24 protein-coding genes are annotated in these 24610 nt (G+C 69.8%); 11 read left to right on the top strand and 13 right to left on the bottom strand.

Going from position 1 to position 24610, the window contains the following annotated elements:
- Window positions 1-6 precede the first annotated feature (6 nt).
- The 4 genes from L6E12_RS29445 to L6E12_RS29430 form a co-directional block, all read right to left on the bottom strand.
- Window positions 7-1482: a serine/threonine-protein kinase gene (locus L6E12_RS29445; protein WP_255683553.1), complete on the bottom strand. Its 1476-nt coding sequence runs from the start codon at window positions 1480-1482 to the stop codon at window positions 7-9.
- 166 nt (window positions 1483-1648) lie between these two features.
- Window positions 1649-1786: a hypothetical protein gene (locus tag L6E12_RS29440; protein WP_236231187.1), complete on the bottom strand. Its 138-nt coding sequence runs from the start codon at window positions 1784-1786 to the stop codon at window positions 1649-1651.
- 197 nt (window positions 1787-1983) lie between these two features.
- Window positions 1984-2181: a DUF397 domain-containing protein gene (locus L6E12_RS29435; RefSeq protein WP_236231186.1), complete on the bottom strand. Its 198-nt coding sequence runs from the start codon at window positions 2179-2181 to the stop codon at window positions 1984-1986.
- Window positions 2182-2195: 14 nt separating this feature from the next.
- Window positions 2196-3062: a helix-turn-helix transcriptional regulator gene (locus tag L6E12_RS29430; protein WP_236231185.1), complete on the bottom strand. Its 867-nt coding sequence runs from the start codon at window positions 3060-3062 to the stop codon at window positions 2196-2198.
- A 478-nt stretch (window positions 3063-3540) separates the two neighbouring features.
- Between L6E12_RS29430 and L6E12_RS29425 the strand changes: the two genes are divergently transcribed.
- The 6 genes from L6E12_RS29425 to L6E12_RS29400 all read left to right on the top strand — a co-directional run bounded on the left by L6E12_RS29425 (window position 3541) and on the right by L6E12_RS29400 (window position 10281).
- The gene (locus L6E12_RS29425) at window positions 3541-4707 is read left to right on the top strand and encodes an OmpA family protein (protein ID WP_236231184.1); all 1167 of its coding nucleotides are present in this window, start codon (window positions 3541-3543) and stop codon (window positions 4705-4707) included.
- Window positions 4704-5948, top strand: a complete 1245-nt coding sequence (locus L6E12_RS29420; protein ID WP_236231183.1) for a hypothetical protein — start codon at window positions 4704-4706, stop codon at window positions 5946-5948. Before L6E12_RS29425 ends, L6E12_RS29420 begins: the two co-directional genes overlap by 4 nt.
- Before the next feature lie 137 nt (window positions 5949-6085).
- A complete protein-coding gene (locus tag L6E12_RS29415) occupies window positions 6086-7141 on the top strand; it encodes a ferredoxin--NADP reductase (protein WP_236231182.1) in 1056 nt (351 codons plus the stop codon).
- Window positions 7142-7152: 11 nt separating this feature from the next.
- Window positions 7153-8010, top strand: a complete 858-nt coding sequence (locus tag L6E12_RS29410; protein ID WP_236231181.1) for a MaoC/PaaZ C-terminal domain-containing protein — start codon at window positions 7153-7155, stop codon at window positions 8008-8010.
- Between the two features lie 393 nt (window positions 8011-8403).
- Window positions 8404-9633: an alpha/beta hydrolase gene (locus L6E12_RS29405; protein WP_236231180.1), complete on the top strand. Its 1230-nt coding sequence runs from the start codon at window positions 8404-8406 to the stop codon at window positions 9631-9633.
- Window positions 9634-9666: 33 nt separating this feature from the next.
- Entirely contained in the window at window positions 9667-10281 is a 615-nt protein-coding gene (locus L6E12_RS29400) for a class I SAM-dependent methyltransferase (protein ID WP_236231179.1), read from the top strand.
- A gap of 135 nt (window positions 10282-10416) precedes the next feature.
- On the opposite strand, the gene shbA is transcribed toward L6E12_RS29400, so the two are convergent.
- Window positions 10417-11064, bottom strand: coding sequence for an RNA polymerase sigma factor ShbA (gene shbA, locus L6E12_RS29395; protein ID WP_308075344.1), 648 nt, complete (start codon window positions 11062-11064; stop codon window positions 10417-10419).
- A gap of 521 nt (window positions 11065-11585) precedes the next feature.
- Between shbA and L6E12_RS29390 the strand changes: the two genes are divergently transcribed.
- The 3 genes from L6E12_RS29390 (at window position 11586) to L6E12_RS29380 (ending at window position 15336) form a co-directional block, all read left to right on the top strand.
- On the top strand, window positions 11586-12560 hold the full coding sequence (locus L6E12_RS29390) for a D-2-hydroxyacid dehydrogenase (RefSeq protein WP_236231178.1): 975 nt from the start codon (window positions 11586-11588) through the stop codon (window positions 12558-12560).
- 233 nt (window positions 12561-12793) lie between these two features.
- Window positions 12794-14089 carry an acyl-CoA dehydrogenase family protein gene (locus tag L6E12_RS29385; protein ID WP_236231197.1) on the top strand — a complete coding sequence of 432 codons (1296 nt, stop codon included), beginning with the start codon at window positions 12794-12796 and terminating at the stop codon, window positions 14087-14089.
- 32 nt (window positions 14090-14121) lie between these two features.
- Window positions 14122-15336, top strand: a complete 1215-nt coding sequence (locus L6E12_RS29380) for an acyl-CoA dehydrogenase family protein (RefSeq protein WP_236231177.1) — start codon at window positions 14122-14124, stop codon at window positions 15334-15336.
- 103 nt (window positions 15337-15439) lie between these two features.
- Here L6E12_RS29380 and L6E12_RS35575 read toward each other — a convergent pair whose 3' ends face one another.
- The 8 genes from L6E12_RS35575 to L6E12_RS29340 all read right to left on the bottom strand — a co-directional run bounded on the left by L6E12_RS35575 (window position 15440) and on the right by L6E12_RS29340 (window position 22130).
- Window positions 15440-16687 (bottom strand): tyrosine-type recombinase/integrase, encoded by a 1248-nt coding sequence (locus L6E12_RS35575; RefSeq protein WP_236231176.1) that lies wholly within the window; start codon window positions 16685-16687, stop codon window positions 15440-15442.
- A gap of 9 nt (window positions 16688-16696) precedes the next feature.
- Window positions 16697-16882, bottom strand: coding sequence for an AlpA family transcriptional regulator (locus L6E12_RS29370; protein ID WP_236231175.1), 186 nt, complete (start codon window positions 16880-16882; stop codon window positions 16697-16699).
- A 15-nt stretch (window positions 16883-16897) separates the two neighbouring features.
- Window positions 16898-18526, bottom strand: coding sequence for a replication initiator (locus L6E12_RS29365; protein WP_236231174.1), 1629 nt, complete (start codon window positions 18524-18526; stop codon window positions 16898-16900).
- Window positions 18523-19992 carry an FtsK/SpoIIIE domain-containing protein gene (locus L6E12_RS29360; RefSeq protein ID WP_236231173.1) on the bottom strand — a complete coding sequence of 490 codons (1470 nt, stop codon included), beginning with the start codon at window positions 19990-19992 and terminating at the stop codon, window positions 18523-18525. The genes L6E12_RS29365 and L6E12_RS29360 overlap by 4 nt, the downstream gene beginning before the upstream one ends.
- A gap of 240 nt (window positions 19993-20232) precedes the next feature.
- Window positions 20233-21024: a Scr1 family TA system antitoxin-like transcriptional regulator gene (locus L6E12_RS29355; RefSeq protein WP_236231172.1), complete on the bottom strand. Its 792-nt coding sequence runs from the start codon at window positions 21022-21024 to the stop codon at window positions 20233-20235.
- Window positions 21017-21253, bottom strand: a complete 237-nt coding sequence (locus tag L6E12_RS29350) for an AMED_5909 family protein (protein ID WP_236231171.1) — start codon at window positions 21251-21253, stop codon at window positions 21017-21019. Before L6E12_RS29350 ends, L6E12_RS29355 begins: the two co-directional genes overlap by 8 nt.
- Before the next feature lie 44 nt (window positions 21254-21297).
- Window positions 21298-21669, bottom strand: a complete 372-nt coding sequence (locus L6E12_RS29345) for a hypothetical protein (RefSeq protein ID WP_236231170.1) — start codon at window positions 21667-21669, stop codon at window positions 21298-21300.
- Window positions 21666-22130: a hypothetical protein gene (locus L6E12_RS29340; RefSeq protein WP_236231169.1), complete on the bottom strand. Its 465-nt coding sequence runs from the start codon at window positions 22128-22130 to the stop codon at window positions 21666-21668. The genes L6E12_RS29345 and L6E12_RS29340 overlap by 4 nt, the downstream gene beginning before the upstream one ends.
- A gap of 177 nt (window positions 22131-22307) precedes the next feature.
- Here L6E12_RS29340 and L6E12_RS29335 point away from each other — a divergent pair, with 177 nt between their 5' ends.
- Together L6E12_RS29335 and L6E12_RS29330 are read left to right on the top strand one after the other, a co-directional pair.
- Window positions 22308-23270, top strand: coding sequence for a hypothetical protein (locus L6E12_RS29335; RefSeq protein WP_236231168.1), 963 nt, complete (start codon window positions 22308-22310; stop codon window positions 23268-23270).
- Window positions 23267-23941, top strand: coding sequence for an HAD family hydrolase (locus L6E12_RS29330; protein ID WP_236231167.1), 675 nt, complete (start codon window positions 23267-23269; stop codon window positions 23939-23941). Before L6E12_RS29335 ends, L6E12_RS29330 begins: the two co-directional genes overlap by 4 nt.
- The last annotated feature ends 669 nt before the right edge of the window (window positions 23942-24610 follow it).

Raw genomic sequence — 24610 nt, 5'->3', positions numbered from 1 at the left:
GGCCGGTCAGCGCGGGTCGGAGTCGATCAGCAGCCTGCCCCCGCTGGAGATCACCACGACCTGCCGCTTGCGGACCTCCTCGGCCCCGGCGGTCGTCGTGGTGGTCACGTCGACCGGCACGTTGACCGAGCCGTTCGCGTTCGCCGTGACGCCGTTGGCGTTGCGCGAGCTGACCGACCGGAAACCCTCCCAGTACCGGGCGAACGCCGCCTCGTCGCCGAACACGGCGCGGGCGTTCGGGCCCAGCATGGCCCAGTGCTCGGCGGCGGAGCCGTCGCCGTAGAAGTCGATCACCAGCTTGCCCGCGGAGCTGAAGTCGGACACCTTGCCGTCGCCCGCCGCGGGTGCGGGGGTCGACGTGGTGGTGCTCGGCGGTTGCTGCTGCTGCGGGGGCGCCTGCCCCGGCACGGTCACGAAGCTGGTCACCGTCCCGGGCGGGGTGGCGTCCGGTTTGCCCGAGTTGGCGGCGATCACGGTCACCACCGCGGCGGCCAGCGCGACCACCACGAGCACCGCGCCGAGCAGGACGCCGCGCTTGGGGTCCGGCTGCGGGCGCGGGGCCGGGGCCGCAGCGGGCTGCTCCCGCCGGGGCGGGGGCAGGAAGCTGGTCCGCGGCGGCACCGGCGGCGCGGCGGCGGGCCGGGCGGGCACCGTGCGCTGCTCGGCGAACGGCACCGGGAGCGGCAGCGGCTGCGCGGGCAGCGGCGCGGTGGGCACCGTCAGCGCGGTCACCGCCTGCTCCATCGTCGGCCGGTTCGCCGGGTCCACGCTGAGCAGCGCCATCAGCGTGTCGGTGAGCGGACCCGCGTTGCGCGGGTGCTGGATGTTGCCGGAGGACACCGCGTGCAGCAGGGCCAGCGCGTTCGGGTTCAGGCCGAACGGCGGGGTGCCCTCGATCGCGTGGTAGAGCGTGGCACCCAGGGAGAACACGTCCGAGGCGCGGCTGGGGTCCTGGCCGCGGGCGATCTCCGGGGCCAGGTAGGCGGGGGTGCCCGCGAGCATCCCGGTCTCGGTGACCGTGCCGTCGTCGATGGCCCGGGAGATGCCGAAGTCGGTGATCTTCACCGTGCCCGCGTCGTCAAGCAGGATGTTGCCCGGTTTGACGTCGCGGTGCACGATCCCGGCCGCGTGCGCCGCGGCCAGCGCCGCCGCCACCTGCGACCCGATCGCGGCGACCTGCTCCGGCGGCAGCGTGCCGCGCTCGGCGATGACCGCCGACAGGCTGCGCGACGGCAGGAACTCCATGATCAGGCACGGGTCGCCGTCGTGCTCGGCCACGTCGAGCATGGCGATGGCGTTGCGGTGGTGCAGCCGCGCGGCGATCCGCGCCTCCCGCATCGCCCGCCTGCGCGCCTCGTCGGTCTGCGTCTGCGACAGGCCGGGCCGCACCACAAGCTGCTTGATCGCGATGACCCGCTCGAGCCGTTCGTCCTTGGCCCGCCAGACGATTCCCATGGCGCCGCTGCCGATGGTCTCGAGCAACCGATAGCGACCGGCGACCAACTGACCCTCTTCGATGACCAGGTACTCCTCGCGTGTGTGGTTCCAGGCCCCGACCTGAGTACCCGAGACTAGCGAACCGCACCGCGGCGGCGACCATTCGTCCGCCCGCGAACCGGCGGGTGCCGGGCCGCGTGAGACCCCCGTCTCACGCGACCCGGTCGTCCTCCGGCCCGGATGCCTTGACCGCGCTCATGAACCGCCGCCAACCGCAGGCCAGGGGAATGCTGAGCACCGTGAGCGGCTCCACTCCCCGAACCGCCACCCGGTCGGCGCGAACGCTCACCTCGACACAATTCCCGTTGGAACATCGGCTGCTGCGCCTGAACTGGTGCACCGGGCCCCCTCTCGCCGAGCCGCACCGCGGCGGCCCCCCGACACCCCGAGTCGGTGGTGCGCTGGATCAGCGGTGTGACAGGACTTTCACCTTCAGGTTAGCGCTCGATAACACGTGATCACCAGTGACGAAAAACGGACAACCGCTCACACCGCCGGGCACGGGTCCAGGGCGCCCGATTTGACCCGGGCCCGGAACAGGTCCCACCCCTGCTCGGGGAACACCTGGGCGGGCACGGCGGGGTTCTTGGAGTCCCGCAGGGCCACCCGGCCGTCGGTCAGCAGCCCGACCTGGACGCAACTGCCGTTGGAACAAAAGCTGCTCTGCCGGAAGTCGGCACGCATCTGCACTGGTGCACCTACTGGTGATAGGCCATGATTTCTTTGATCAAGGCGTTGGTTTCCTCCTCGTCGAGGCTTTTCTCCACGAGGGCCTGGAAGAAGCGGGTGTACCGCTCCACGTCGGCTTCCACTTCCAACCAGCGGTCACCCCCCGGTAGTTCGATGTGGACCGCGTTCCGGTCGAAATCGCTGTCGAAGGTGAAGATCACGTACGAGCACTGCATGCCCATGTCCGGCCGCGCGCTGAACGGCAGGACCCGCAGCCGGTACCCCGGCGTGTCGTTGACCAGCAGGAGTTCGGCGAGCTGGGCGCGCATGACCTCGGCCGAGCCGACCCTGCGGCGCAGCGTGGACTCGTCGAGCACGATGTCGAGCCTGGGGCGGTCGGTGCGCGCGCGGAATTCGGCCTGGCGTTTCATGCGCAGTTGAACGCGGCTGTCGACGGTGGACTGCGGCGCGTGTTCGAACAGGCCGCTGAACAGGGCCTTGGCGTATTCCTCGGTCTGGAACTGGCCGAAGATGAACGAGCAACTGTAGTCCCGTTGCAGCGACGCCTCGGATTCCAGGGAGATGTACTGGTCCATGCTGCCGGTCATGGCCTCGTTGAGGTCCAGGCCCTGCCACCAGGCCTGGCGGCGGCCGTCCCCGGCGAGGCGCAGCAGGCGGTCCTGGGCCCGCTGGTCGGTGAGGCCGTAGAGGCCGAGCAGGTCGCGGATGTCGCGCGTCTTGGGGATGCCCTGGCCGGTCTCCAGGCGCGAGATCTTGCTGGTGCTGCACTCGAGGTGGGCGGCGGCGTGCTCGAGGTGCAGGCCCGCGGCCTCGCGGAGCCTGCGGAGTTCGGCGCCCAGGCGGCGTCGGGGGATGAGCGGGCCCTGGCTGGGCATGTCCCCTCCTACTCGGCGGCGTGACCCCGGACGGTGTGGATCATGCTGCCTCGGCTGTCGTCGCGGCTTCCCGAACGGCTCAGCGCGTCGCAAAGCGACCAGGCAGGCGGGGAGCCGCTGCACAGCGTCGTGCAATTGCATGACGAGAGCCCGTCGTCGAGGTTAACACCGGTGTCCCGGGTGGGCGCCAGTGGGAACGTGGCGCGCGCACCGCTGCCCAACCTGTTGCTGGGGTTGAAATCCAGTGTTCACCAGGGAGCTCTCGGGCGGGATCACACCTTCGGATGGTTCGCGGCGCCACTGCGCCATTCGGCTGTCGCCCGAGGCGTTTGTGCTGCTCCGAACGGGTGGTGTCTCTGTATGCAATTGCATGAGGCACTTGTGTCAGGCACTTCTGTTACGCAATCTGGGTATCGGTGGCGTACGCCACACGGCGGGCGGCCTCGGGAGCCGCCCCCGCCTGGGAATGAGGTGCTCGATGAGGGAGAACCAGCAGGTCACAGCTCTTCTGACAGCAACGGTGCTGTTCGGCGCACTCGTCGTGGGGTGCGCCCCGGAGGCGGCGGGGGACGACGACGTCCTCGTGCTCGCCATGACGGCGGGGGCCAACGAGCCCGCGCCCACGTTGACCGCACGGGCGCGGCAGGAGATCACCACCGCGCTCCAGGGCGACCACGCGAGCCTGAGGGTCGTCGTGGCCGGGGACCAGCGCCCCCGGGTGGTCGAGGAAGGGGAGCTGCGGCTCCGGCGCGGGGCGCAGGTCGAGCACGACGCCGCGCGGCGCCGGGCGCTCACCCGGCAGGAGGTGCAGCGGGTGGGCGCGCTCCTGGCCGGGACCGGGAGCGGCGCCTCCCGATCGGACCCGCTCGCCCTGCTCGACCACATCGGGCGCACCCCGGGGAGGGTCACCGGGGTGCTGCTCAGCTCCGGCTTGCAGACCACCGGACCGCTGGCCACCGCGGACCTCGGCTGGGACCGGGTCGGGGCGGAGTCGACCGTGGAACGCGCCCGGTCGCTCGGGCTCGTCCCGAACCTCACCGGGAAGCGGGTCGTGTTCAGCGGGATCGGCGACACCGAGGCACCGCAGCGGCCGTTGCCGCCGCAACTGCGCAACCGGCTGGTCGACTTCTGGACGGGGCTCTGCCGCGCGGGCGGCGCGGTGGAGTGCGCGGTGGACCCCGACCCGGTGACCGGCGGGCGGCCGGTCTCGACCACACCGGTGCCCACGGTCCCGGTCCCCGAACCGCCGGTGATCTCGGAGCCGGTCCCGCAGGCCGCGCCGATCGCGCTGCCCAGCGACGTGCTGTTCGGACCCGACTCCGCCGTGCTGCTGGAGTCGGCCGGGCCGGTGCTGCGGCAGCTCGCCGGGAACCTCCCGGCGGGGGCGGGCATCACCCTGACCGGGCACACCGCCTCCGTCGGGCCCGCCGACACCGCCCGGCGGCTGAGCCTGGCCAGGGCCACCGCGGTCCGCGACGCCCTGGTGGCGCTGGGGGTGCCGGGGTCGGCGGTGACCGTCCTCGGGGTGGGGTTCGACGAGCCCCTCGCCGTCGACCGGGGAGCAGACGGCGCCCTGGACCCCGTGGCGGCGCAGCGCAACCGTGCCGTCGTGGTCGCGGTGACCGCGGGGGGTGGGCGGTCGTGAGGCGGCACCTGAGCACGGCGGAGTGGCTGCGGCACCCGTGGCGGTCCTCGACCGCGACCTCCCTCGCCCGGCGGGGTGGCGGGGGCGGTCCGGCCGAGGCGGCGCACGGGTCGCTGGCCGAGTCGGCGGCGAACCGGGTGTTCGGTCGGCGCGGGCGCCGGGTCCTGCGGTGGAGCGGCAAGGCGCAGCGGGCGGCGCTGGCGGCGGAGCTGCGCTGCGCGGACGTCGTCGCGGCCGAGGACAGGGACCGGGTCGTCGGGGGGAAGCGGGCCACGGCCTGGTCGGGGTGGTCGACCACCGCCGGGGCGGCGCGCGGCGAGCTGGCCGCGGCCAAGGCCGCGATCCGCGCCGACCGGGAGCGGGGGGTGTCCATCCACGACCACGTCCGCGGCCGGGCGGCGACGGTGCTGGCGCACCTGCTGCTGCTGGTCGACGCGGTGGCGCTGCTGGTGGTGTTCGGCCTGCTGCTCAACCTCGACTGGGCCGACCCCGGTGTCCCGGAGCTGGTGACGGCCTGCGCGTTCGCCCTGTTCGGGGCCGGGGTGCAGGCGAAGCTGGCGGTCGTCGTCGGGGAGCGGATCTGGGCCTGGCGGGTGGCCTGCGCGTACCCGGGCACCGAGCACGACCCGGCGGAGGAGTTCCCGCCGCGCGGCCCGGTGCTGGTGCTGCTGTGCCTGCTGCTGGGCCTGATCAGCGCGGGGGCGGCGGCGTCGGTCTTCCTGTGGGTCAGGTACGAGGGGCAGATGGTCGACCAGGTCGCGGTGGCGTCGGTGGTGGGGCTGGTGCTCGCGGGCTGCGCGGTCGCGGCGCCGTGGGTGCTGGTGCTCCAGCACGCCTTCGACGGGTCGCCGACGACCCGGCTGGTGGCCGGGCTCACCGCCGTGGTGCACCGGGCGGACGTCGAGCGGGCCCGCGGCCTGCGCCGGGCCGACCGGGCCATCGCCGGGGCGCGGTCGATCGACGCCAGGATGCGGCGCGAGCGGGCGCGGATCGACCTGCGCGTCGAACGGCACCTGCTGCGCGCGCACCGCACCGTCCTGCTGGCCCGCTCCTGCGCGGGGGACGGTCAGGTGGTGGGGAAGCAGGCGCCGCCCACGTGCCCGATGCTCGACACCGCGCTGGAGCAGTCGGCGGGGGCGCTGGTCCAGGCGCAGGCGATCCGGGAGGCGGTGGCGGGCACCGGCGGCCCCGCCGACGAGCGCTTCGGCCGGGAGGAGGCGCTGGTCCGCCGCGAGTGGTGACGCGGGCGGGGGTCGCGCCTTCCTCCGAGCGACCCCCGCCCAGGGGTTTCGCGCGACCGTGCGTGAGCGGGATGATGCGGTGCGAACACGGACGGTGCGCCCCCGCGGCGCGCGCCGGACAACGAGGAGGTTCCGCGGTGGCCGCACTCACGACGCACCTGCTGACGGTGGCGGAGGTGATCGCCGAGACACCCGACGCCCGCTCGATCGTCTTCGACGCGCAGCTCGAATACCGGCCCGGCCAGTTCCTGACGCTGCGGGTGCCCAGCGACGAGTGCGGCTCGGTGGCCCGCTGCTACTCGCTGTCGAGCTCCCCGCACACCGGCGACCGCCCGCAGGTCACCGTCAAGCGCACCGCCGACGGCTACGCCTCCAACTGGGTCTGCGACAACGTCGCCCCCGGCGACACGATCGAGGTGCTGGCCCCCTCGGGCGTGTTCGGCCCCAAGCACTACGACCACGACCTGCTGCTGTTCGCGGGCGGCTCCGGCATCACCCCGATCATGTCGATCATCAAGTCCGCGCTGGACCAGGGGCACCGCGAGGTCGCCCTGGTCTACGCCAACCGCGACCCCCGGTCGGTGATCTTCGCCGACCGGCTGGCTGAGCTGGCCGCGGCGCACCCCGGCAGGCTCACCGTGGCGCACTGGCTGGAGTCCGAGCGCGGCATCCCGGCGCTCGCCGACCTGGTCGACCTGGCCCGCCCGCACGCCGACCACGACGTCTACACCTGCGGCCCGCAGCCGTTCATGACCGCGGTGACCGAGGCGCTGACCGAGCTGGAGGTGCCGCGCGAGCGCAGGCACATGGAGCGGTTCGTGTCCCTGGCGGCCAACCCGTTCGAGCGGCTGGAGCAGGCCGCGGCCAAGGCGGCGGCCAAGGCGGCGGCGAAGGCGGCGGCCGAGGCGAAGCCGCTGGAGACCGCCGTGGTGACCGTGCAGCTCGACGGCGCCACGCACACCGCGGACTGGCCGGTGGGCGACGTCCTGCTCGACGTCCTGCTGGACGCCGGGATCGACGCCCCCTACTCCTGCCAGGCCGCCTCCTGCGGCACCTGCGTCTACAAGCTCGTCTCCGGTGACGTGCGGATGGACGCCGACGACCCGCTGTCGGAGGAGGAGAAGGCCGACGGCTACCGGCTCGCCTGCCAGTCGCACCCGCTGACCGAGAAGGTCGAGATCGCCTACGAGTGAGGACCGCACCGATGCCGATCGACCCCGGGGTGGCGCTCGGTGCCCGGCTGCCCGACGTCGACCACCGCTGGTCCCCGGTCGACGTGCAGCGCTACCACCTGGCCCTGGGCGCGGGCAGCGACCCGTTCGACCCGAGGGAACTGCGCTACGCCCACGAGGACGGCCTGCGTGTGCTGCCCACCTACGGCGCCCTCGTGCCCAGCCTGGGCATGTTCGACCCACCCGCGCTGACCCTGCCCGGCGTGACCGCCGACCTGTCCCGGGTGCTGCACGGCGGCCAGGCGGTGTCGGTGCGGCTGCCGCTGCCGACCGAGGGCGAGGTGCGCGTCGAGCGGTCGCTGACCCAATTGTGGGACAAGGGTTCCAGCGCGGTGCTGGTGGTCGACTCGGTGGCGCACGCACCGGCCGGTCCACTGTGGACGAGCCGGTCGACGCTGGTCGTGCGCGGCCTGGGCGGCTTCGGCGGCGACCGCGGCCCGAAGGCCGAGCGGTGGACCCCACCCGGCCCACCGGACCTCACCGTCGACTCGGTGACCCTGCCGCAGCAGGCCCTGCTCTACCGCCTGTGCGGCGACCGCAACCCCCTGCACGCCGACCCCGCCTTCGCCAGGGCCGCGGGCTTCCCGGCCCCCATCCTGCACGGCCTGTGCACCTACGGGGTGGTCTGCAAGGCCCTCGTCGGCGCGGTCCTCGACGGCGACCCGGACCCGGTCACCGACTTCGGCGCCCGCTTCACCGGCGTCGTCTACCCCGGCGAAACCCTCCGCACCCGAGCCTGGCTCAGCGAATCCTCCCTGCGCGCCCGCACCACCGTCCCCGCCCGCGACGACGCCCCCGCCCTCGACGACGTGGAACTGAGCTGGGCCTAGAGCCTGTCCTCAAAGCCGGCGACCACTCCGCCAACCGCTGGCCTGGCGGCCGGCCACCCGCAATCCCACCCTGCGCAGCTGCCGATCACCCCCGCAACCGCCGGCCCGGCTACGCGAATGCCCGGGTGGGTGGATGTGTTTGGGTGGGGGTGGCGATCATGTGCAAGCCTGCTTGGGCTGTGGGGCATCTCTTCAGCCCCACTCGGTCACACTGGGCACATGATCGCTGTAGGGGCCCCGGCCAAACACATCCACCCAGCCGGGCATACCAGCAAAATCCCGGGCTTTGAGGACATGTCCTAGCGCGCCTCAAGCAAGGACATGCCCGGGAGGTGCTGTGGATCGCTCCCGGAAGGACCCCCGGCGGCGGTGGACACGGCTTAGCATCGGCTCATGGGACGAAAGCGGGTGCTGCGCGAGGCCGGGCTGCTGGCGCTGACGGTCAACGCCCTGCGCCCGCTGCGGAACCCGTGGACTTCGCTGCCCACGTTCCTGGCAGGCTGGCTCACCGCCGAGCTGTCACCGCACCTGCTGGCCGCGGAGGCGGCGGCCACGCTCACCGGCCTCGCCCGCCGCGGCCTGCGCGACCGGGACGACCGGGTCGCCGCCGTGCTCGGCGGGCTGTCCGTCGCCGGGCTGGCCGCGCTCGCGCTGTCCGGGCGCAAGGCGGCGGCGGAGGTCGAGGCCGGGCTGCGCGAGGCGCTGGGCGAGGACTACGCCGAGGGCCTCGACCACGTGCCCACCCGGGCCGAGCTGGCGGTGCCGTGGCGGCAGGTGCTGCTGCCGTTCCGGCTGGCCGACCCGACCGTGGTGCGCCGCCGCGACCTGCCCTACGCCCCCGGCGGGCGGCGCTTCGAGCTGGACGTCTACCACCACCGCGACCAGGGGGCGAAGCGGCCGGTGCTGATCCAGGTGCACGGCGGCGCGTGGCTGACCGGCCGCAAGGACCAGCAGGGCATCCCGCTGATGCTGCACCTGGCCGCCAACGGCTGGCTGTGCGTCTCGGTGAACTACCCGCTGTCGCCGAAGACCCGGGTCGACCAGCAGCTCGTCGCGCTCAAGCGGGCGGTGGCCTGGGTGCGCGAGCACGCCGCCGAGTACGGCGGCGACCCGGGGTTCGTCGCCGTCACCGGCGGGTCGGCGGGCGGGCACCTGGCGACCATGCTGGCGCTGACCGGCAACGACCCGCGGTGGCAGCCCGGGTTCGAGGACGCCGACACCTCGGTGCAGGCCTGCGCGCCGCACTACGGCGTCTACGACCTGGCCGCCGAGACCGAGACCCGCGCCGCCACCGTGCGGCTGTCGCTGCTGCTGAGCCGCTACGTCGTCGGCAAGGACCCGCGCCGGTACCCGGAGCTGTACCGGAGCCTGTCGCCGCTGGCGCAGGTGCGGGCCGACGCGCCGCCGTTCTTCGTGGTGCACGGCGCCGCCGACACCCTGGTCCCGGTGCCGGAGGCGCGCGAGTTCGTGCGCCGCCTGCGGGCGGTGTCGACGAACCCGGTCGCGTACGCGGAGATCAGCGGCGCGCAGCACGCGTTCGACGTCTTCCCCTCGATCCGCAGCGCGCACGTGCTGCGCGGGGTGGCCCGGTTCCTGGAGTGGACGAGCCGCAATCGACCCTAGACCGGTGCAGTGTCCACAGGCATGCTGTGCGGCGTGACCGAGAACCCCCCCGTCCCCGCCTTCGACCTCATCGGCAGCCGCTACGACGAGTCCTTCGTGGAGCGCGACGTCCAGATCGCCGAGGCGCAGTGGCTGATCGACCAGCTCCCCGCCGGGTCGCGGGTGCTGGACCTGGGCTGCGGCAGCGGCCTGCCCACCGTCAAGCAGTTCGTCGACGCGGGCATGGAGGTCGTCGGCGTCGACGAGTCGTCGGTGATGCTCGACCTGGCCCGCGAGAACGCCCCGGGGGCCACGTTCGTCCACGGCGACCTGCGCGACCTGGCCGACCTGGGCGAGTTCGACGCGGTGGCCACCTTCTTCGCCCTGCTGATGCTGCCCAAGGCCGACATCACCGCCACCCTGCGCGCCGTCCGGGGGCTGCTGCGCGGCCCGAAGCTGCTGGTGATCAGCATGGTGCAGGGCGACTTCGACGCGTTCCCGGTGAACTTCCTCGGCTCGCCCACCACGGTCACCGCCTACCCGCCGGACCAGCTGCGCCGGGTCGTGGCGGACGCCGGTTTCGACGTGCTCGACCTGCGCGAGTTCGAGGCCGAGGCCGAGCCCGGCCGCATCGAGGTCCAGCTCTACCTGCGCGCCACCGCGAAGTGACCCCGCGGCGGCCCGGTTCCGCGGAACCGGGCCGCCGCGGGGTCCTGCCCGTGTCCTGCCTGGAGCCCGTCCGGTCGGGAAGCGGAAGGGGCCCGGCGTCGATCGCCGGGCCCCTTCCGCGACCGAGGGGGAGTCCTATAGCCACTCACCGGCGGTCAGGCCGCCGCGCAGGCGGTTGAGCGCGCGGTGCTGGGCGACGCGGACGGCGGTGGCGGTGAGGCCGATGGCGGTGGCGGTCTCCTGCGCGGAGAGGCCGACGACCAGGCGCAGCACCAGGATCTCGCGCTGGCGGGGGGCCAGGGTGTCGAGCAGGCCCACCAGGCGTTCGCGCATCTCCCCGCGCAGCATGGACTGCTCCGGGCCCAGGCCGTGGTCGATGGTGTCGGGGACGTCGGCGACGGGGTCGGAGCGGTCGCGGCCGGAGCGGCGGTAGTAGTCGGCGACCTTGTGCGAGGCGATGCCGTAGACGAACGGCAGGAACGACTCGCGGTCGTCGGAGTAGCGGGGCAGGGCGCCGAGGACGGCGAGCAGGATCTCCTGGGCGACGTCGTCGGCGGAGGAGAACGCGCTGCCGGTGCGGCCGATGCGGGCGCGGCAGTAGCGGATGATCGCCGGGTTGATCCAGGCGAACAGCGTGCCCTGGGCTTCCCTGTCCCCGGCGAGCGAGGCGGCCACCAGCTCGTGGAAGGCGGTGCTCTTGAGCCGGGTGAAGACGGCGTCCGTCGAGGCCGAACGGCCGGGACGGGCGGTTGTGTCCGGAACGGACGGGGTAGCTGAACTCACTTGAGCCCCCAGAGATAGCGGCACACCGAAAGAGGAGAGGACACGCCGTCGGAATTCGGGACGACGCTGCTGTCCCGGCTCACCGCTCCACCCGTCCGCATGACAGTCGGATTCGATGGTGGCCCTGACGGAGAGTGATGGTAGCCGGGATTTTGGCTCCGCACCAGAGGCGCGACTGCTGCATACGAGGGATGGTTCTAGATTCAACCTCAGCACGGTTAGGGTCCAAGGTCCCTATGCGGACAGGACCGTACGCAGTTCGGGCCCGACCCCCGCCGAACGCCCCGCCCAGCCCCTCACCTGCGCATCTCTCGAATCCCGGCAACCGACGTACCCTGGAGGTGCGCGACGGGGACCACAGCCTGCCCCGTTCCGGGGCAAACGGTGGACAACAGTGCGGCCGTGCTCCCGGCAGCGTGAGCGGCGCTACGCCGAACGAGTGATGCCCTGCTCGAATGGAGCAGTGGCACCCGGCGCGGCGTCGTCGAACCCGGCCCACCCGAACGGGGATGCATTTCGCCATGGACATGAGCCAGCCGATCGTCGTGGTCCTGCACGGCGCCGACCGCCCGCCCGCGATGGGACCGGTCGAGGCGCTGTCGCGGGTCCGCTACACGACCGCGGGCGGGCTGTGGTCGGCCCTCAACGGGGCGCACGCACTGTTCGTGTGGGACTCACGGACCCCCGTCCTGGCCCGCGTGTGGGACGCCGCGGACTCGCTGCGGTGGGTGCACGCGGCCAGCGCGGGTGTGGACAACCTGCTCTTCCCCGGGCTGCGCGACAGCGACGTGCTGCTGACCAACTCCCGCGGCGTGTTCGACGAGCCGATGGCCGAGTACGTGCTCGGCCTGGTGCTCGCCTTCGCCAAGGACCTGCCCACGACCATCCGCCTGCAGCAGCGCAGGCACTGGAGCCACCGGGAGACCGAGCGGCTGGCGGGCTCGCGGGCGCTGGTGGTCGGCACCGGTCCGATCGGCCGCGCCATCGGCCGCAAGCTCGGCGCCGCGGGGGTCATCGTCTCCGGGGTGGGCCGGGTGGCCAGGGCCGCCGACCCCGACCTGGGTGACGTGGTGCCGATGGCGGGGCTGCGCGCCGCGCTGCCGCACCACGACTGGGTGGTCCTCGCCGCTCCGCTCACCCCCGAGACGACCGGGCTGATCGACGCGGCCGCCCTGCGCGCCATGCGCGGCACCGCCCGGCTGGTCAACGTCGGCCGCGGCGGGCTGGTGGTGCAGCCGGACCTGATCGACGCGCTGGACTCGCGGGAGATCGCGGGCGCGGCCTTCGACGTGTTCCGCGACGACCCGCTGCCGCCGTCCTCGCCGCTGTGGGACATGCCGAACGTGCTGATCTCCCCGCACATGTCCGGGGACGTCGTCGGCTGGCGGGAGGAGCTGGTGCGCCGCTTCCAGGACAACCTGGAGCGCTTCCGCGACGGCAGGCCGCTGGTGAACCTGGTCGACAAGCGCCGGGGCTTCGTGCGCGGCGGTTCCTGAAACCGATTTGTCGCTTCCCCGTAACCGGCGGAAATCGGCCCTGGCCTGCACTTTTCACTCCGATGGGGGATAGTTCGAGCACTCCGGCAAACAGGTGACGCCGGTCACAGAGGTCGAACGAACCCGCTTGCTACTCTAGAGTAGGTAAGCCAGATCGGACGGTTCGACACTGAGGTGGGAGCACCATGGCCACGAAAGAGGGAACGGGCACCGCGCAGCCCAGGCGGGACGCCATGGGCACGGTCCTCGCGGCGCTGAACAAGCTGGCGAGCACGGAGGTGCTCGACCGCTTCGGCCTGCGCAAGCCGGTGGAGCGCGGGCTCTACGAGGCGACCAGGAGCGGCTTCACCGCGGTCGGCGCGGCCAGCCGCACGTTCGCCTCGGCCACCAAGCAGAGCAAGCCCAAGCGCCTGCCCTCGGCCCCGGAGCGCGGTCTGTTCGACCTGACGCCCGACGAGGAGCAGGGCATGATCCGCGACACGGTGGTGGAGTTCGCCGCCGAGCAGATCCGCCCCATCGCCGCCGACGCCGACGCCAAGTGCGAGGCGCCGCAGGGCCTGCTGTCGCAGATCCAGGAACTCGGCGTCACCCTGGTCGGCGTGCCCGAGGAACTCGGCGGCCTGGGCACCGAGCGCTCCGCGGTCACCAACGTCCTGGTCGCCGAGGCCCTCGCGCACGGCGACATGGGCCTCGCGGTCGCCTGCCTGGCGCCCTCGGCGGTCAGCACCGCCCTGGTCCAGTGGGGCGACGAGACCCAGCAGGCCACCTACCTGCCCGCCTTCGTCGGCGACAACGTCCCGGCCGCGGCCCTGACCATCCAGGAGCCCACGCCGCTGTTCGACCCGTTCAAGCTCAAGACCAAGGCCTACCGCACCGCGGGCGGCTTCGTCATCGAGGGTGTCAAGTCCCTGGTGCCGCGGGCCAACCAGGCCGAGCTGTTCGTCGTCGCCGCCGACCTCGACGGCCGCGGCCCGGCGCTGTTCCTGGTCGAGTCCGGCTCCGCGGGCGTCTCCGTCGAGTCCGAGCCCGCCATGGGCCTGCGCGCCGCGGGCATGGGTCGCCTGCGCCTGGACAAGGTCGCGCTGCCCGCCACCGCCCTGCTCGGCGGCGGCAAGGCCGACGTGTTCGCCGAGTGCGTGCGGCTCTCCCGCATCGGCTGGTGCGCCCTCGCCCTGGGCACCGGCCAGGCCGTGCTCGACTACGTCATCCCCTACGTCAACGACCGGGTGGCGTTCGGCGAGCCCATCTCGCACCGGCAGAGCGTGGCGTTCATGGTCGCCAACATCGGCATCGAGCTGGAGGGCATGCGCCTGCTCACCTACAAGGCCGCCTCGCGCGCCGAGCAGGGCAAGCCCTACGCCCGCGAGGCCGCGCTGGCCCGCAAGCTGTGCGCCGACAAGGGCATGCTGATCGGCAACGACGGCGTGCAGCTCCTCGGCGGCCACGGTTTCGTCAAGGAGCACCCCGTGGAGCGGTGGTACCGCGACCTGCGGGCCATCGGTCTGGTCGAAGGCATCGTCCTCGTCTGAGGGCCCACACGAGGCGTAAGGAACACAGGGAAATGACGATCAACCTCGAGATCCCCAAGAAGTTCGAGCAGCTCGTGGAGCAGGCCCACGCCGCCGCCGCCGAGTTCTTCCGGCCCAACTCCCGCAAGTACGACCAGGCCGAGCACACCTACCCCAAGGAGCTCGACATGCTGGCCGCCCTGCTGGACGGCCTCTCGGCCTCCGGCAACGGCACCGGCGCGGGCGGCGTCCGCCGCGGCGACGGCAAGAAGGACAAGGAGCAGGGCAACCGCAACGGCTCCAACCTCCAGCTCCTCCTGGGCACCATGGAGATGTGCTGGGGCGACGTCGGCCTGCTGCTGTCGATGCCGCGCCAGGGCCTGGGCAACGCCGCCATCGCCTCGGTCGCCAACGACGAGCAGCTCGAGCGCTACAAGGGCAAGTGGGCCGCCATGGCCATCACCGAGCCCGACACCGGCTCCGACTCCGGCGCCATCCGCGCCACCGCGGTCAAGGACGGCGACTACTACGTCCTCAACGGCGAGAAGATCTTCGTGACCTCCGGCGAGCGCGCGGACTGCGTGGTCGTCTGGGCCACCCTCGACCGCAACCTGGGCAAGGCCGCGATCAAGTCCTTCGTGGTCGACCGCGGCACCCCCGGCTTCGAGCTGGTGCGCCTGGAGCACAAGCTGGGCATCCGCGCCTCCGACACCGCCCACTTCCGCCTGGACAACGTCCGCGTCCACAAGGACAACCTGCTGGGCAGCCCCGAGGTCAACACCGAGCAGGGCTTCGCGGGCGTCATGCAGACCTTCGACAACACCCGCCCCCTGGTGGCCGCCATGGCCATCGGCGTGGCCAGGGCGTCGCTGGAGGAAACCCGCCGCATCCTGGAGGAGTCGGGCGTCGTCATCGACTACGACCGCCCCGCCCAGACCCAGTCCGCCGCCGCCGCCACCTTCCTCCAGCTCGAAGCCGACTGGGAGGCCGCGTACCTGCTGGCCCTGGAAGCGGCGTGGATGGCCGACAACCGCAAGCCCAACTCGCTGCAGGCCTCCATGGCCAAGGCCAAGGCCGGGCGCACCGGCTCGGACGTCACGCTGCGCTGCGTGGAGCTGACGGGGTCGCTGGGCTACAGCGAGAACTCGCTCCTGGAGAAGTGGGCCCGCGACTCGAAGATCCTGGACATCTTCGAGGGCACCCAGCAGATCCAGCAGCTCATCGTGGCCCGCCGCCTGCTCGGGAAGTCGTCCTCCGAGCTGAAGTGACGTAGTACCAACAGTTCTGACACGGTAGCGCCCGAGTCCCCTGTGGACTCGGGCGCTGCTGTGCGTGGTGGCTGCCAGAGGTGTTTTCATGATCAGGCCGTCGTCAGGCCGTCTGAGCGAGGACTAGGCCGCGAGGCTGGAAGACCGTGTCGACGGCCCGCCGAGCCCGCTCCCCGCTGGACGGCATGAGGTGGGTGTAGGTCTCCAGCGTCGTCTTCACGTCCGAGTGCCCCAGGTACTCGGCCAGCTCCTTGATGGAGACGCCGTTGGCGAGCAGCGTCGAGGCGAAGAAGTGCCGCAGCGCATGCATCCCGTCGATCCTGCGCCGGTAGACGAGCCCAGCCTCAGCGAACGCGGGCATCCACTCCACCTTGTTGAACAGGTCCCCGTACCAGGGACGGCCGTCCTCCCGCATGAGCACCAACTCAACCGTCTCAGGCCGCCCGTCCGCCGTCGACCACGGCAGGGTGACCATCCGCGTCCCGTACCGCTCCACGTGGTCGTCCACGGCATCGATGACGCCCTCCCCGAGCGGAACGTCACGGGTCTTCCCGCCCTTCGGCAGCGAGAACACCAGCGTCTTCCCAACCACGCGAATTTGCCGCACGACGTGGAGCGTGCCGGTTCCCCGGTCGATGTCCGCCGTTGAAAAGCCGAGGATCTCGCCTTGCCGCAACCCCGCACCCGCCCCTAGCGGCACGGCGATCGCATTCCGCCCGGAAAGGCCCGATGCCACCCCGTTCAACCGCCCTTCCGTCCACGGCACCAGTCGCCGTTTGACCGGCTTGGGACGGCTCACGCTGCGAGCGAGAAGCGGGTTCGACCGGATCTTCTTGTCATCGATGGCTGCGGACATGATCGAGACCATCATGTCGAACAGCAGCAGTTGGTAGCTCTGTTCGAGCCCGGCCTCAGTCATCGACCCCAGCCATTCACGGATCGTGGCCGTGTCGATGCTGCTCAAGAATCGCTTGCCGAAGTACGGAACGAGCTGACTCCGCAACCGACTGCGCAATGTCTCCTGAGTCTTCGCGTCCTGCGACTGGCCTTTCAGCCAGCTCTCGGCATGGGCCTCGAACTTGACTCGACCGGCATCCGCATCCACGTAGATCCCGGCGAGAACATCATTCTCGACCTTGGTCAAGAAGTTCCGAGCCGCTTGCAGTTTCTTGTCCGCAAACGACTCGGCCTTCTCTTCCCCGTCCGAGTCAACATATCGGACCTTGTACCGCAGACCCTTCCCATGGAGCGAAGTCTTCTCGCGGGTCGGCCGCCCCTTGGCGTCAAGAATCGGCCGACCGGTCTCCGGGTCTTTCGCCGCCCGGTACCAGCGATCTTGGATATGTCCCACAGTCGACCCCTACGCGGCTTCGCTGAACCAGGTACGGACCTCGACCGGGTCATAGCGCAGGTGCTTTCCGAGCTTCCGAGCCCGAGGACCGAAGTCCCGCTTGCGCCAAGCTCGGATGGTTTCAACCGGCACCGCCAGGTAGCGTGCCACGTCTTCCACGGTCCAGAGACGATCAATTGAACGGACGTTGTCCATAGCTGTTCCCCCTGGTCAAGCGGCCATCGGCCGAGTTGCTGAAAGATTCGGGTCGTCCCCTGGTGGTGGTTGCGCGGCGAGTAGCGCCCGTTCGTATTCGGCCCGCCAGGTGATGCGCTCGGATATCGCGTGCATGAGCAGGTGCGCCCGTGGTGGGGCGTTCTGGTCGCCGGGTGCGAGCTTGCGCCAGACCAGCCGGGCGGGGTCTTCCCGCGGCTTGCTGATCCCGACCGCTGCCAACATGCGGTGTACGAACGCGGCCCGGTCGGCTTTGTGCTCGGCGAGGGTCTTGCCCGACCACTTCCGCGAGACCAGCACCCGCCGCCCCGGCAGTCCGAGCGTGCTCCGCCGGTGTGCCCGCCCCTTGCAGTGCCCCGGGCTGGTCTTCGAGCTGGCCCCCTGGGGTTGGATGCCGTAGAGCAGCCAGACCGCGCACCGAGGCGAGCACGGGGTGACCTCAAGTTCGGCGTGCAGCCGGTCGTGGTGTGTCCGTTGGGCGTCGGTGGTGGCCTGGATGACCTCACCTGTGGACTTGGTGAGGTACTTGGTTAGGTAGCCGATGTGGCGCCCTGCTTCGTCGGAGCCGCCGAGGATGCCCTTGGAGTGCACTTGTGCCCCGAAGGTGGCCACGTGCGCGGGCGCCTCGATCTGGTCGACAGCGTCGGCCCAGGTGGTGAGGGGTTGGCGGGTGTCGGGGTCGACGAAGGCCCGGGCGTCGGGTTCCCACACCGGCATCCGGTAGCCGCCATAGAGTTGTTCGTCGTGCGGTGGCCACCAGACTTGCAGGTACGTCGCCGCCGTGACCTGGCGCAGCACCTCATGCGGGATGGTGCCCCGGATCGCGGTGTGCAGGTGCGGAGCGGTGCGCTTCTGCGGTTCCACGGTGGCGAAGTACTGCACATCCCACCCGACAACGCGGCGCAGGTTCTGCCACCACCGGTCCACCAGGGAGGCGAAGTGCACCGCGTCCCGAGCAGCCCGCCGATAGTCATACCGGGCAGGGTTGACCGGCGACCCGTCCCCACGGACCGGCCCGTAGGAATCGCAGGTCAGGGTGACGAACATCGAGGGCCGGTAGCCCCCGGCGTACTCCCGGCCGACCGTGCGCTTCTCCACCTTCCGCCGAGGCAGGTTCGGGGCGTCCTGGCGCCGCCTGGTCGACCGGGCCGGTGTCCGCTTGCCCGCACCGTCGGGGTTGGGCATCCGTCCCCGCACACCCATCGCGTGCAGCTCGTCATCCACGGTGCGGATTTCCTCGCGGAGTTCGTCCGCATGACCGGCTTCCCCTGCCTCCACCGATTCCCGGTAGGCGGCGACGAGGTCGGCTCGGTACTCGACCATGGCCCGCTGATCGGAGGTGGGTTCGCCGCGTTGGTCGATGGGTTCGGTGCTCATGTGCCAGCCTTCGCGGCACTGGACCATCCGCAACGCCCGGGCCTTCTTCGCGCAGGGCGCGCACACGGAATCCACTGTGGACCCGCAGGGGACGCCGATGTAGCGGACTGCTCCGGTGTCGGAGTCGGTGACCTCCATCGTGAACGGTCGAACACACACCCCATGCTGCTCAGCCGCCGCCGTGATCACATCCGCCGACAACGGCCCGCGTAACCGAATCACCGTGTCGTCCTGCTCCGGTGTGCTCATGCCGCCTCACCGCCCCGCTCGGTCTTGTCCGGGAACGGCACCACCGTCGCCGAGGTGCCCGTGATGTAGTGACGCAGCTCGACCAGGTCCGTGTCCGTGGGGTAGAACGCCCGAGCCCGGACGGGTTCCCGCTTGCCGTCTTCCTTCACCCAGGCGACCCCGGGTGTGTGTTCGCTGATCTCGTGCGCGTTCGCCCCGCGTGCCCGGACACCATCGCCAAGGACCATGTCCACTTGGGCGGCTTCATCCAGGCGCAGCGCGGTGCGGGTGGTGAACAGGTTGCGGAACGGCACGATCTCCTTGCGTGGGTCCTGGACCAACGCCAGCACCCCGAACCCCGGTGCCCGCCCCTGCGAGGTGATGGTCTGCAACGCCGCCTGCGCCCGCTCCCGCAGCTTGCGATCCGGCTGATACGCGATCAAGTCCGCCAACTCATCGACCACCACCAGCGTGAACGGCTCCCCGGTGTCCCGAGACCACCACCGGCGCACACCCCGATACCGGCCCGCCCGCTCCCGCACGTCGGCGGCGACCTGTTCCAGCAGCTCCACAGCAGCCGGGCCGTTGTCATAGGCGAGCCGGGCGAACAACTCCGGTGCCTGCCCCAGCTCCATCCCGCCCTTGGGGTCGACGCCCACCAGGCGCACGGCCCCGGACCGGATCAGCGGTGCGAGAGCCCACAGGGTCGCCCACAGCACCGACCCCTTGCCCGCCCCCTGCACCCCGACGACCAGGTGTTGTCCGCCGAGGAGCCGCAGCCGCCAGGGCTTGCCGGTCTCGGTGCGCCCGATGGTCACCCGGCGCAGGTCCACCGCGGATTCCTCTGCCAACGCGGGCACCGGCAGCACTCGGGCCAGTGGGTCAGCGTGCACCAGGTCCAGCGCCAACGACCCGGGCCGGGTCACCCGCACCCGACACGAGCGGGCACCGAAGGCATGCGCCAAGCCCGACGCGCGCGCTTCCCACTGCTCCGGTGCTTGGCCTTTGACCATCCGCACCCGCACCACATCGCGCCACCAGTCCGACCGGGTGCGCCGCAGCTTCGGCAGGTACTCCCGTCCTCGCGCCTTCCCGTCGAGCGAGGTCAGCCGCATCACTGTCCGCCACTGCGGCGCGTAAACGAACGCCCGCCGGACCTCCGTGCGCCCCCACCGCGTCCACCTGCGGAACCCGTCAACGTCACGCCACCACCACACGGCGAGGCCCGCAGCAACGAGGAGGGCCAGGCCGCCGAGCCACCACGGCCCCAACCGGTGGACACCCACGCCCACCAGCCCCACAACAACCGAGGTCGGGTAGTACCAAGCCACCCGCACCGCCTTGACCAGCACCCAACCGGCGATGAGCACCAGGGCGACCGGGGTGAGCACAAGTTTGGCTGTGCGGGGCAGCAGGGTCCACCACGGCAGCCGAGGCCGGGCCACCTCCAACGGGGCGGGATCGACCCACTTGTCACGTCGGGTCATCGGCCACCCCCGAAGAGATGAGTCGTTTCAGGGTGCGGACGGGTTCTGGGGGTTGACCGGGTCTGGTGGTGATCTTCTAGGGTTGTCATTGTCTGCTCCTGCGAGTGGACAGGCACAGGAGCGGCAGGCCGCCAAACCATCCCGCTTCTGTGCCCTTTTAGTTTGTTCCCTAACAAGAGGCGTGCGTCATCACCGCGCCACCAGGGCGCGGACATGTTTGTCTGTTGTGGACTTTCGGGGTCAGTGCTCCCGCAGCCAGGTCCGCCACTGATGCGACGGCGCGGCCACCGAGTCGAGGTGGTCGAGGACCTTGCGGTAGGTGCGTACGTCGCCGGGGTTGTCGAGCAGGGTGGTCATCCCGTGGTGGTCGAGGCGGACGTAGCGGGTGGTGTTGCGCAGCCGTACCAGCTCGAACGGTTCCAGTCCGTGCACGCCGGTGACCTGACCGGGCAGGAACCGCAGGTGCACCTGCTCACGTCCAGCGAGGTCGACGAGGTAGGCGAACTGCTCCGCTCGCTGATGTGCGGGAAGTGCTGAGGGCATGGTGACCGCCTGCCGGGTCAGATACACCACAGTGTGCTGCCCCTCCTCCCACGGCCGTCGGTGCTCCGGCCTGGTGGGTTGTCCGGTGAGCAGGCAGTGGTAGCCGGAGGTGCGCAACCTTGGTGGCAGCACCCACGGTGCCACGATCACCGATTCCCGGGTCAACTTGTGCAGACTGTCCAGCACCTCATCCCGGTGGTGGACTTCCCCGGCCCCGGTGACGCTGGTGACCCACAACCGGCGCACCCGCTCCCGGGCGTCCCCATCCCACCCGAACGCGGCCCCGAACGCCCCCAACTCGTACTCGGAAATCTCCCGTTTGCCCATCATGCACCGGTTCACCGTGGCCGAGGACATCCCCGTCAACTCCGCCAACGACCGACACGTGTACCCGAACCGGGCCGCCTCATCACGCACCACCGACGCCAACGCCAACCGCGCCACCGACACGAACGACAACGGCGCTGCGGCGCTCTCGCTCTCACGCATGACGAGCACCCGGGACCACCCCCTTGCCCCGGTCCAGTTCCAGTTGCGCGGCCTGGGCGTGTTCCCGCTCCCGCGTGGCCCAGTACAACGCCTCGTGATGGTGGAACCGGTCGACCTCGGCCACCGCCGCATAGATCCGCGCCGACTCCCGGAAGAACGCCACCCGCTCCACAGCAGGAGCCGACTCCACCGGCCGCCGAGGTCCCAGGTAGGCGTGTGCCTCCTGCAACGTCCGAATGGACTGTGGTGACTGCGTGGACTTCGGTCGCCGTGTCACCGTGGCCCCCGAACCCGCCGAACCCGTGACGCCCGGATCTGTGAGACCCGAGCCGTCCAGTCCGACGCCTGTGCGGTGAACGCCTGCCCCGCCGCTTCCACCGCAGCCAACGACCACCACGTGCCCGTGCAGTACTTGGCGATTTCCTGCCATGCCGCCGCCACGTCCGCCGAGGTCTCGGCCATCATCCGGGCCGCTTCCGGGTCCCCCGGGGGAGCTGCCGAGACCGTCTCGGAGGCGTGTCCGTACTTGCGGTACGCGGACTCCCACCGCGACAGCACCTCCACAGGAACGCCCCCTACGGCACTGGAATCGGGCAGCGACGAGGCGAACTCGGTCCCGTTCGGCTCGGAAGTCACCACGATCACGCCGCCTTCTCCGACTCACCCGACACCCGCGACGACCGCGCACCCGAACCCGCACCGGAGCCCGAGCCCGCCGCATGGAAGCCCGTCGCCCGGAACACGTACGCCTGGTACTTGAACTCCCCGTTCCCAGCCACCCGGGGCTCAGCGGTCAACCCGTCCAACTCCACCGGCCGCAACCCCGGCAACACCTCCGCCGTGGTCGGCACCGGCTGAACATCGGCCAACAACACCAGGTCGAAGGACGCCCGCTTGGCGTTGACCTCCGACGGGTCGGTCACGGTCGCCTTCCACTGCCGCTTACCGGTCACCTCGTCCACCTTCTGCCGCACCGGCCGACCCGCCGACCGGTCCTCCCTGCTCTGGTACTCCGTGTCCGGGGACACCTCACCCATGAGCACCAGACCCTGCGGGAACGCCACCCCGAACTCCACGGGGAACCTGTGCCCCCTGGCAATCGCCATGATCGAATCTCCCTGCACCAGGCGACCGCAGTCTCGGCCGCTGATACCAGATTCGGCCCAAATTTGTCTGCTCCAGAGGCCACCTAGGTACACCTTGAAGCTTCCTGGTCTGTGAAAATCCACTCTAAGTACACTCTTGGTGCTACCGTCGTCTCCCTGACCTACACGGGGGACCAGATGCCAGACACCGAGATCGCACTCAAAGTCCTGCTCAGGCAGCGCCACCTACAGGGCCACCAAGCCTTCTGCCGAGAGTACGACCGCGTAGCGAAACGCGTCGAGCCGCACATGATCGGCAAGCACCCGGGCCGCGCCCAGTTCTACAAGTGGCTTTCCGGCAGACTTCTCGGCCTGCCTTACGCCGATCACTGCCGCATCCTTGAAGCCATGTTTCCCGACTGGACCGCCGACAGGCTGTTCGCCCCTCACTCCGCCCACCTCGACTACGTCCCCGACAACGTCCCAGTCCCACAGACCCCTGAACGCCGCCCCACCTCAGACCCGGTAGTCGAGGCCCAACCACTCACCGCCGGCGAGACCGAGAAGACCGCCCGCCCTATCGGCCTCCGTCCCCACATCGCCAACGCCTTCACTGCGGACCGTGTCACCATTGACTTCGCAGGGTTCTCAGGTGAAACCCTCCACGGGGCCATGCAAGAACCTCTCGACCAGATCCGCTCTGGCGAGCTGCGCCCCCAGTCCATCGCCGTCCGCATCCTGGTCCCAGACACCACCGCCCCCATGGCCATCCCTTGCCGCGCCGAAGACCGCGCCGACTCACCAGAGTTCAGAGCCCGAGCACACAGCATCATGCGCCGTCACCTCGGGGCCATCACCGACTCCTTCGCCGAGCTGCACTCCCTCGGCTTGGTTGAGAAGTCCGAAGCAGTTGTCAAAGTCCATCACGCCGCCCCCATGTTCAAGCTCTACATCCTCAACAATACCGAAGCCTTCTTCGGCTTCTACCCCGTCGTTCCTCACACCATCGAACTCGGAGGCACCCCCACCCCCATGTACGACCTCATGGGCAAAGACGCACTCCTCTTCCAACACTCAGCCGCATCCGGCCAGTACGTTGAACAAGCCCGCACCTGGTTTGACAGCATGTGGACCACCCTCGCCGACGAGTACGCCCTATGACCCGCGTGCACGACTGGCAGGCTGCGCGAACTGAGCTGAATAAAACAAAGCTTCTCTTGCTCGATTTTGACGGACCTGTGTGCTCCGTTTTTTCCGGCCTATTGGCAAGTGAAGTAGCCATACGGCTTCGCAATCATTTGTATGGTTTAGTTTCGGGACCTCTGGTTGGTCTAGATAAAACAAGCTCCGATCCTTTCGACGTGCTTTCCTATGCGGTGACCCACACGCCCGAGCACGTCGCGGCCATCGAATTCCAATTCACTCAACAGGAGTGCAAAGCGGTTCAATCGGCGCAACCCACAGCAGGTGCGCACGCTCTCATTAAGGAGTGGAGTCGAGACGGGCGCCCGCTCGCTATTGTCAGCAACAACAGCGTTGATGCGATTCGCCTATACCTTGACATTCATGACCTGACCCACGCCGTGTCCTTAATATCGGCGCGCACTCCGCAGGTTGTTGACAAGCTTAAGCCCGCACCTTATCTAATTAATATGGCCGTAAGCGGTCTGAATATTGACCCGAAAGACGCAGCCTTTATAGGGGATTCTCTATCTGACCTGGTCGCCGGGACCAGTGCGGGGGTGACACGCATTGCGTTCGCCAATAAGGCGTGGAAGCGGGCTGCTTTGGGCTCAACTTGCGACATTTTGATAGAAAAATTTGGCCGATGACAACGGATGTTGAAAGCCGGTTTTTTCTTTGTGGAACTCGGAACTTCGGTAGTCGCCTTAAGGGCTCATTGACGTCAACTGTATCGCTACTGTTGAACGCGTATGTGCACACGTGCTTTAAGGCAGCAGAGGCTACGCGCGGTTCCCTCGTTCCGTAGCTACTCCTTAAATCTGTTTGCTTTTATTTGATGCAGTTTCCATCGAAATCGAGATTTTAGTATCCGTAGACTCCAATAAACCTTACGGGGGTTCATTTTATGAAACAAATTTCGCAAGGTCGCAAAACTTGAGAGATTTCGAGGGAGGCGGTGACCTGAAGGATAGATCCTCCACCGCCTTCCCGAACCGTCGGCCAGTGTCGCCGACCAAGTGCGAACTTCGATCGACTCCCAGGGTATCTCACGGGAATCCTTAGGATTTGGCCTTCTTCTCGTAACGCTCCCAGGGGAGGCAGGATCGGTTTGGCGGGTGATACTCTTACCTGAATCTACAATGACTGGGCGGGTCAAATCGGGGGCAACGGTAACGGCGGTTAAGCGAATGCTGCCATGTTGCGCATGGTCATCGTAAATCATGTTCTGAGGGAAGGGGTGATAATCAAACCGGTTATTATACCGCTTGTAGTGAACCACCCATTCGATCGCCTCGATGTATACTGGAAGATCGCCC

It is taken from the genome of Actinokineospora sp. PR83 (genome assembly GCF_021056305.1).
GTDB lineage: Bacteria > Actinomycetota > Actinomycetes > Mycobacteriales > Pseudonocardiaceae > Actinokineospora > Actinokineospora spheciospongiae.
This window is presented reverse-complemented; position numbering and strand designations above follow the sequence as displayed.

Bases quoted from the DNA above. Each gene is read 5' to 3' on its own strand.
- L6E12_RS29435 (WP_236231186.1), bottom strand. From the start codon at position 2,181: ATGCGTGCCGACTTCCGGCAGAGCAGCTTTTGTTCCAACGGCAGTTGC.
- L6E12_RS29430 (WP_236231185.1), bottom strand. From the start codon at position 3,062: ATGCCCAGCCAGGGCCCGCTCATCCCCCGACGCCGCCTGGGCGCCGAA.
- L6E12_RS29425 (WP_236231184.1), top strand. From the start codon at position 3,541: ATGAGGGAGAACCAGCAGGTCACAGCTCTTCTGACAGCAACGGTGCTG.
- L6E12_RS29410 (WP_236231181.1), top strand. From the start codon at position 7,153: ATGCCGATCGACCCCGGGGTGGCGCTCGGTGCCCGGCTGCCCGACGTC.
- L6E12_RS29405 (WP_236231180.1), top strand. From the start codon at position 8,404: ATGGGACGAAAGCGGGTGCTGCGCGAGGCCGGGCTGCTGGCGCTGACG.
- L6E12_RS29390 (WP_236231178.1), top strand. From the start codon at position 11,586: ATGGACATGAGCCAGCCGATCGTCGTGGTCCTGCACGGCGCCGACCGC.
- L6E12_RS29385 (WP_236231197.1), top strand. From the start codon at position 12,794: ATGGGCACGGTCCTCGCGGCGCTGAACAAGCTGGCGAGCACGGAGGTG.
- L6E12_RS29380 (WP_236231177.1), top strand. From the start codon at position 14,122: ATGACGATCAACCTCGAGATCCCCAAGAAGTTCGAGCAGCTCGTGGAG.
- L6E12_RS29370 (WP_236231175.1), bottom strand. From the start codon at position 16,882: ATGGACAACGTCCGTTCAATTGATCGTCTCTGGACCGTGGAAGACGTG.
- L6E12_RS29365 (WP_236231174.1), bottom strand. From the start codon at position 18,526: ATGAGCACACCGGAGCAGGACGACACGGTGATTCGGTTACGCGGGCCG.
- L6E12_RS29360 (WP_236231173.1), bottom strand. From the start codon at position 19,992: ATGACCCGACGTGACAAGTGGGTCGATCCCGCCCCGTTGGAGGTGGCC.
- L6E12_RS29355 (WP_236231172.1), bottom strand. From the start codon at position 21,024: ATGCGTGAGAGCGAGAGCGCCGCAGCGCCGTTGTCGTTCGTGTCGGTG.
- L6E12_RS29340 (WP_236231169.1), bottom strand. From the start codon at position 22,130: ATGGCGATTGCCAGGGGGCACAGGTTCCCCGTGGAGTTCGGGGTGGCG.
- L6E12_RS29335 (WP_236231168.1), top strand. From the start codon at position 22,308: ATGCCAGACACCGAGATCGCACTCAAAGTCCTGCTCAGGCAGCGCCAC.
- L6E12_RS29330 (WP_236231167.1), top strand. From the start codon at position 23,267: ATGACCCGCGTGCACGACTGGCAGGCTGCGCGAACTGAGCTGAATAAA.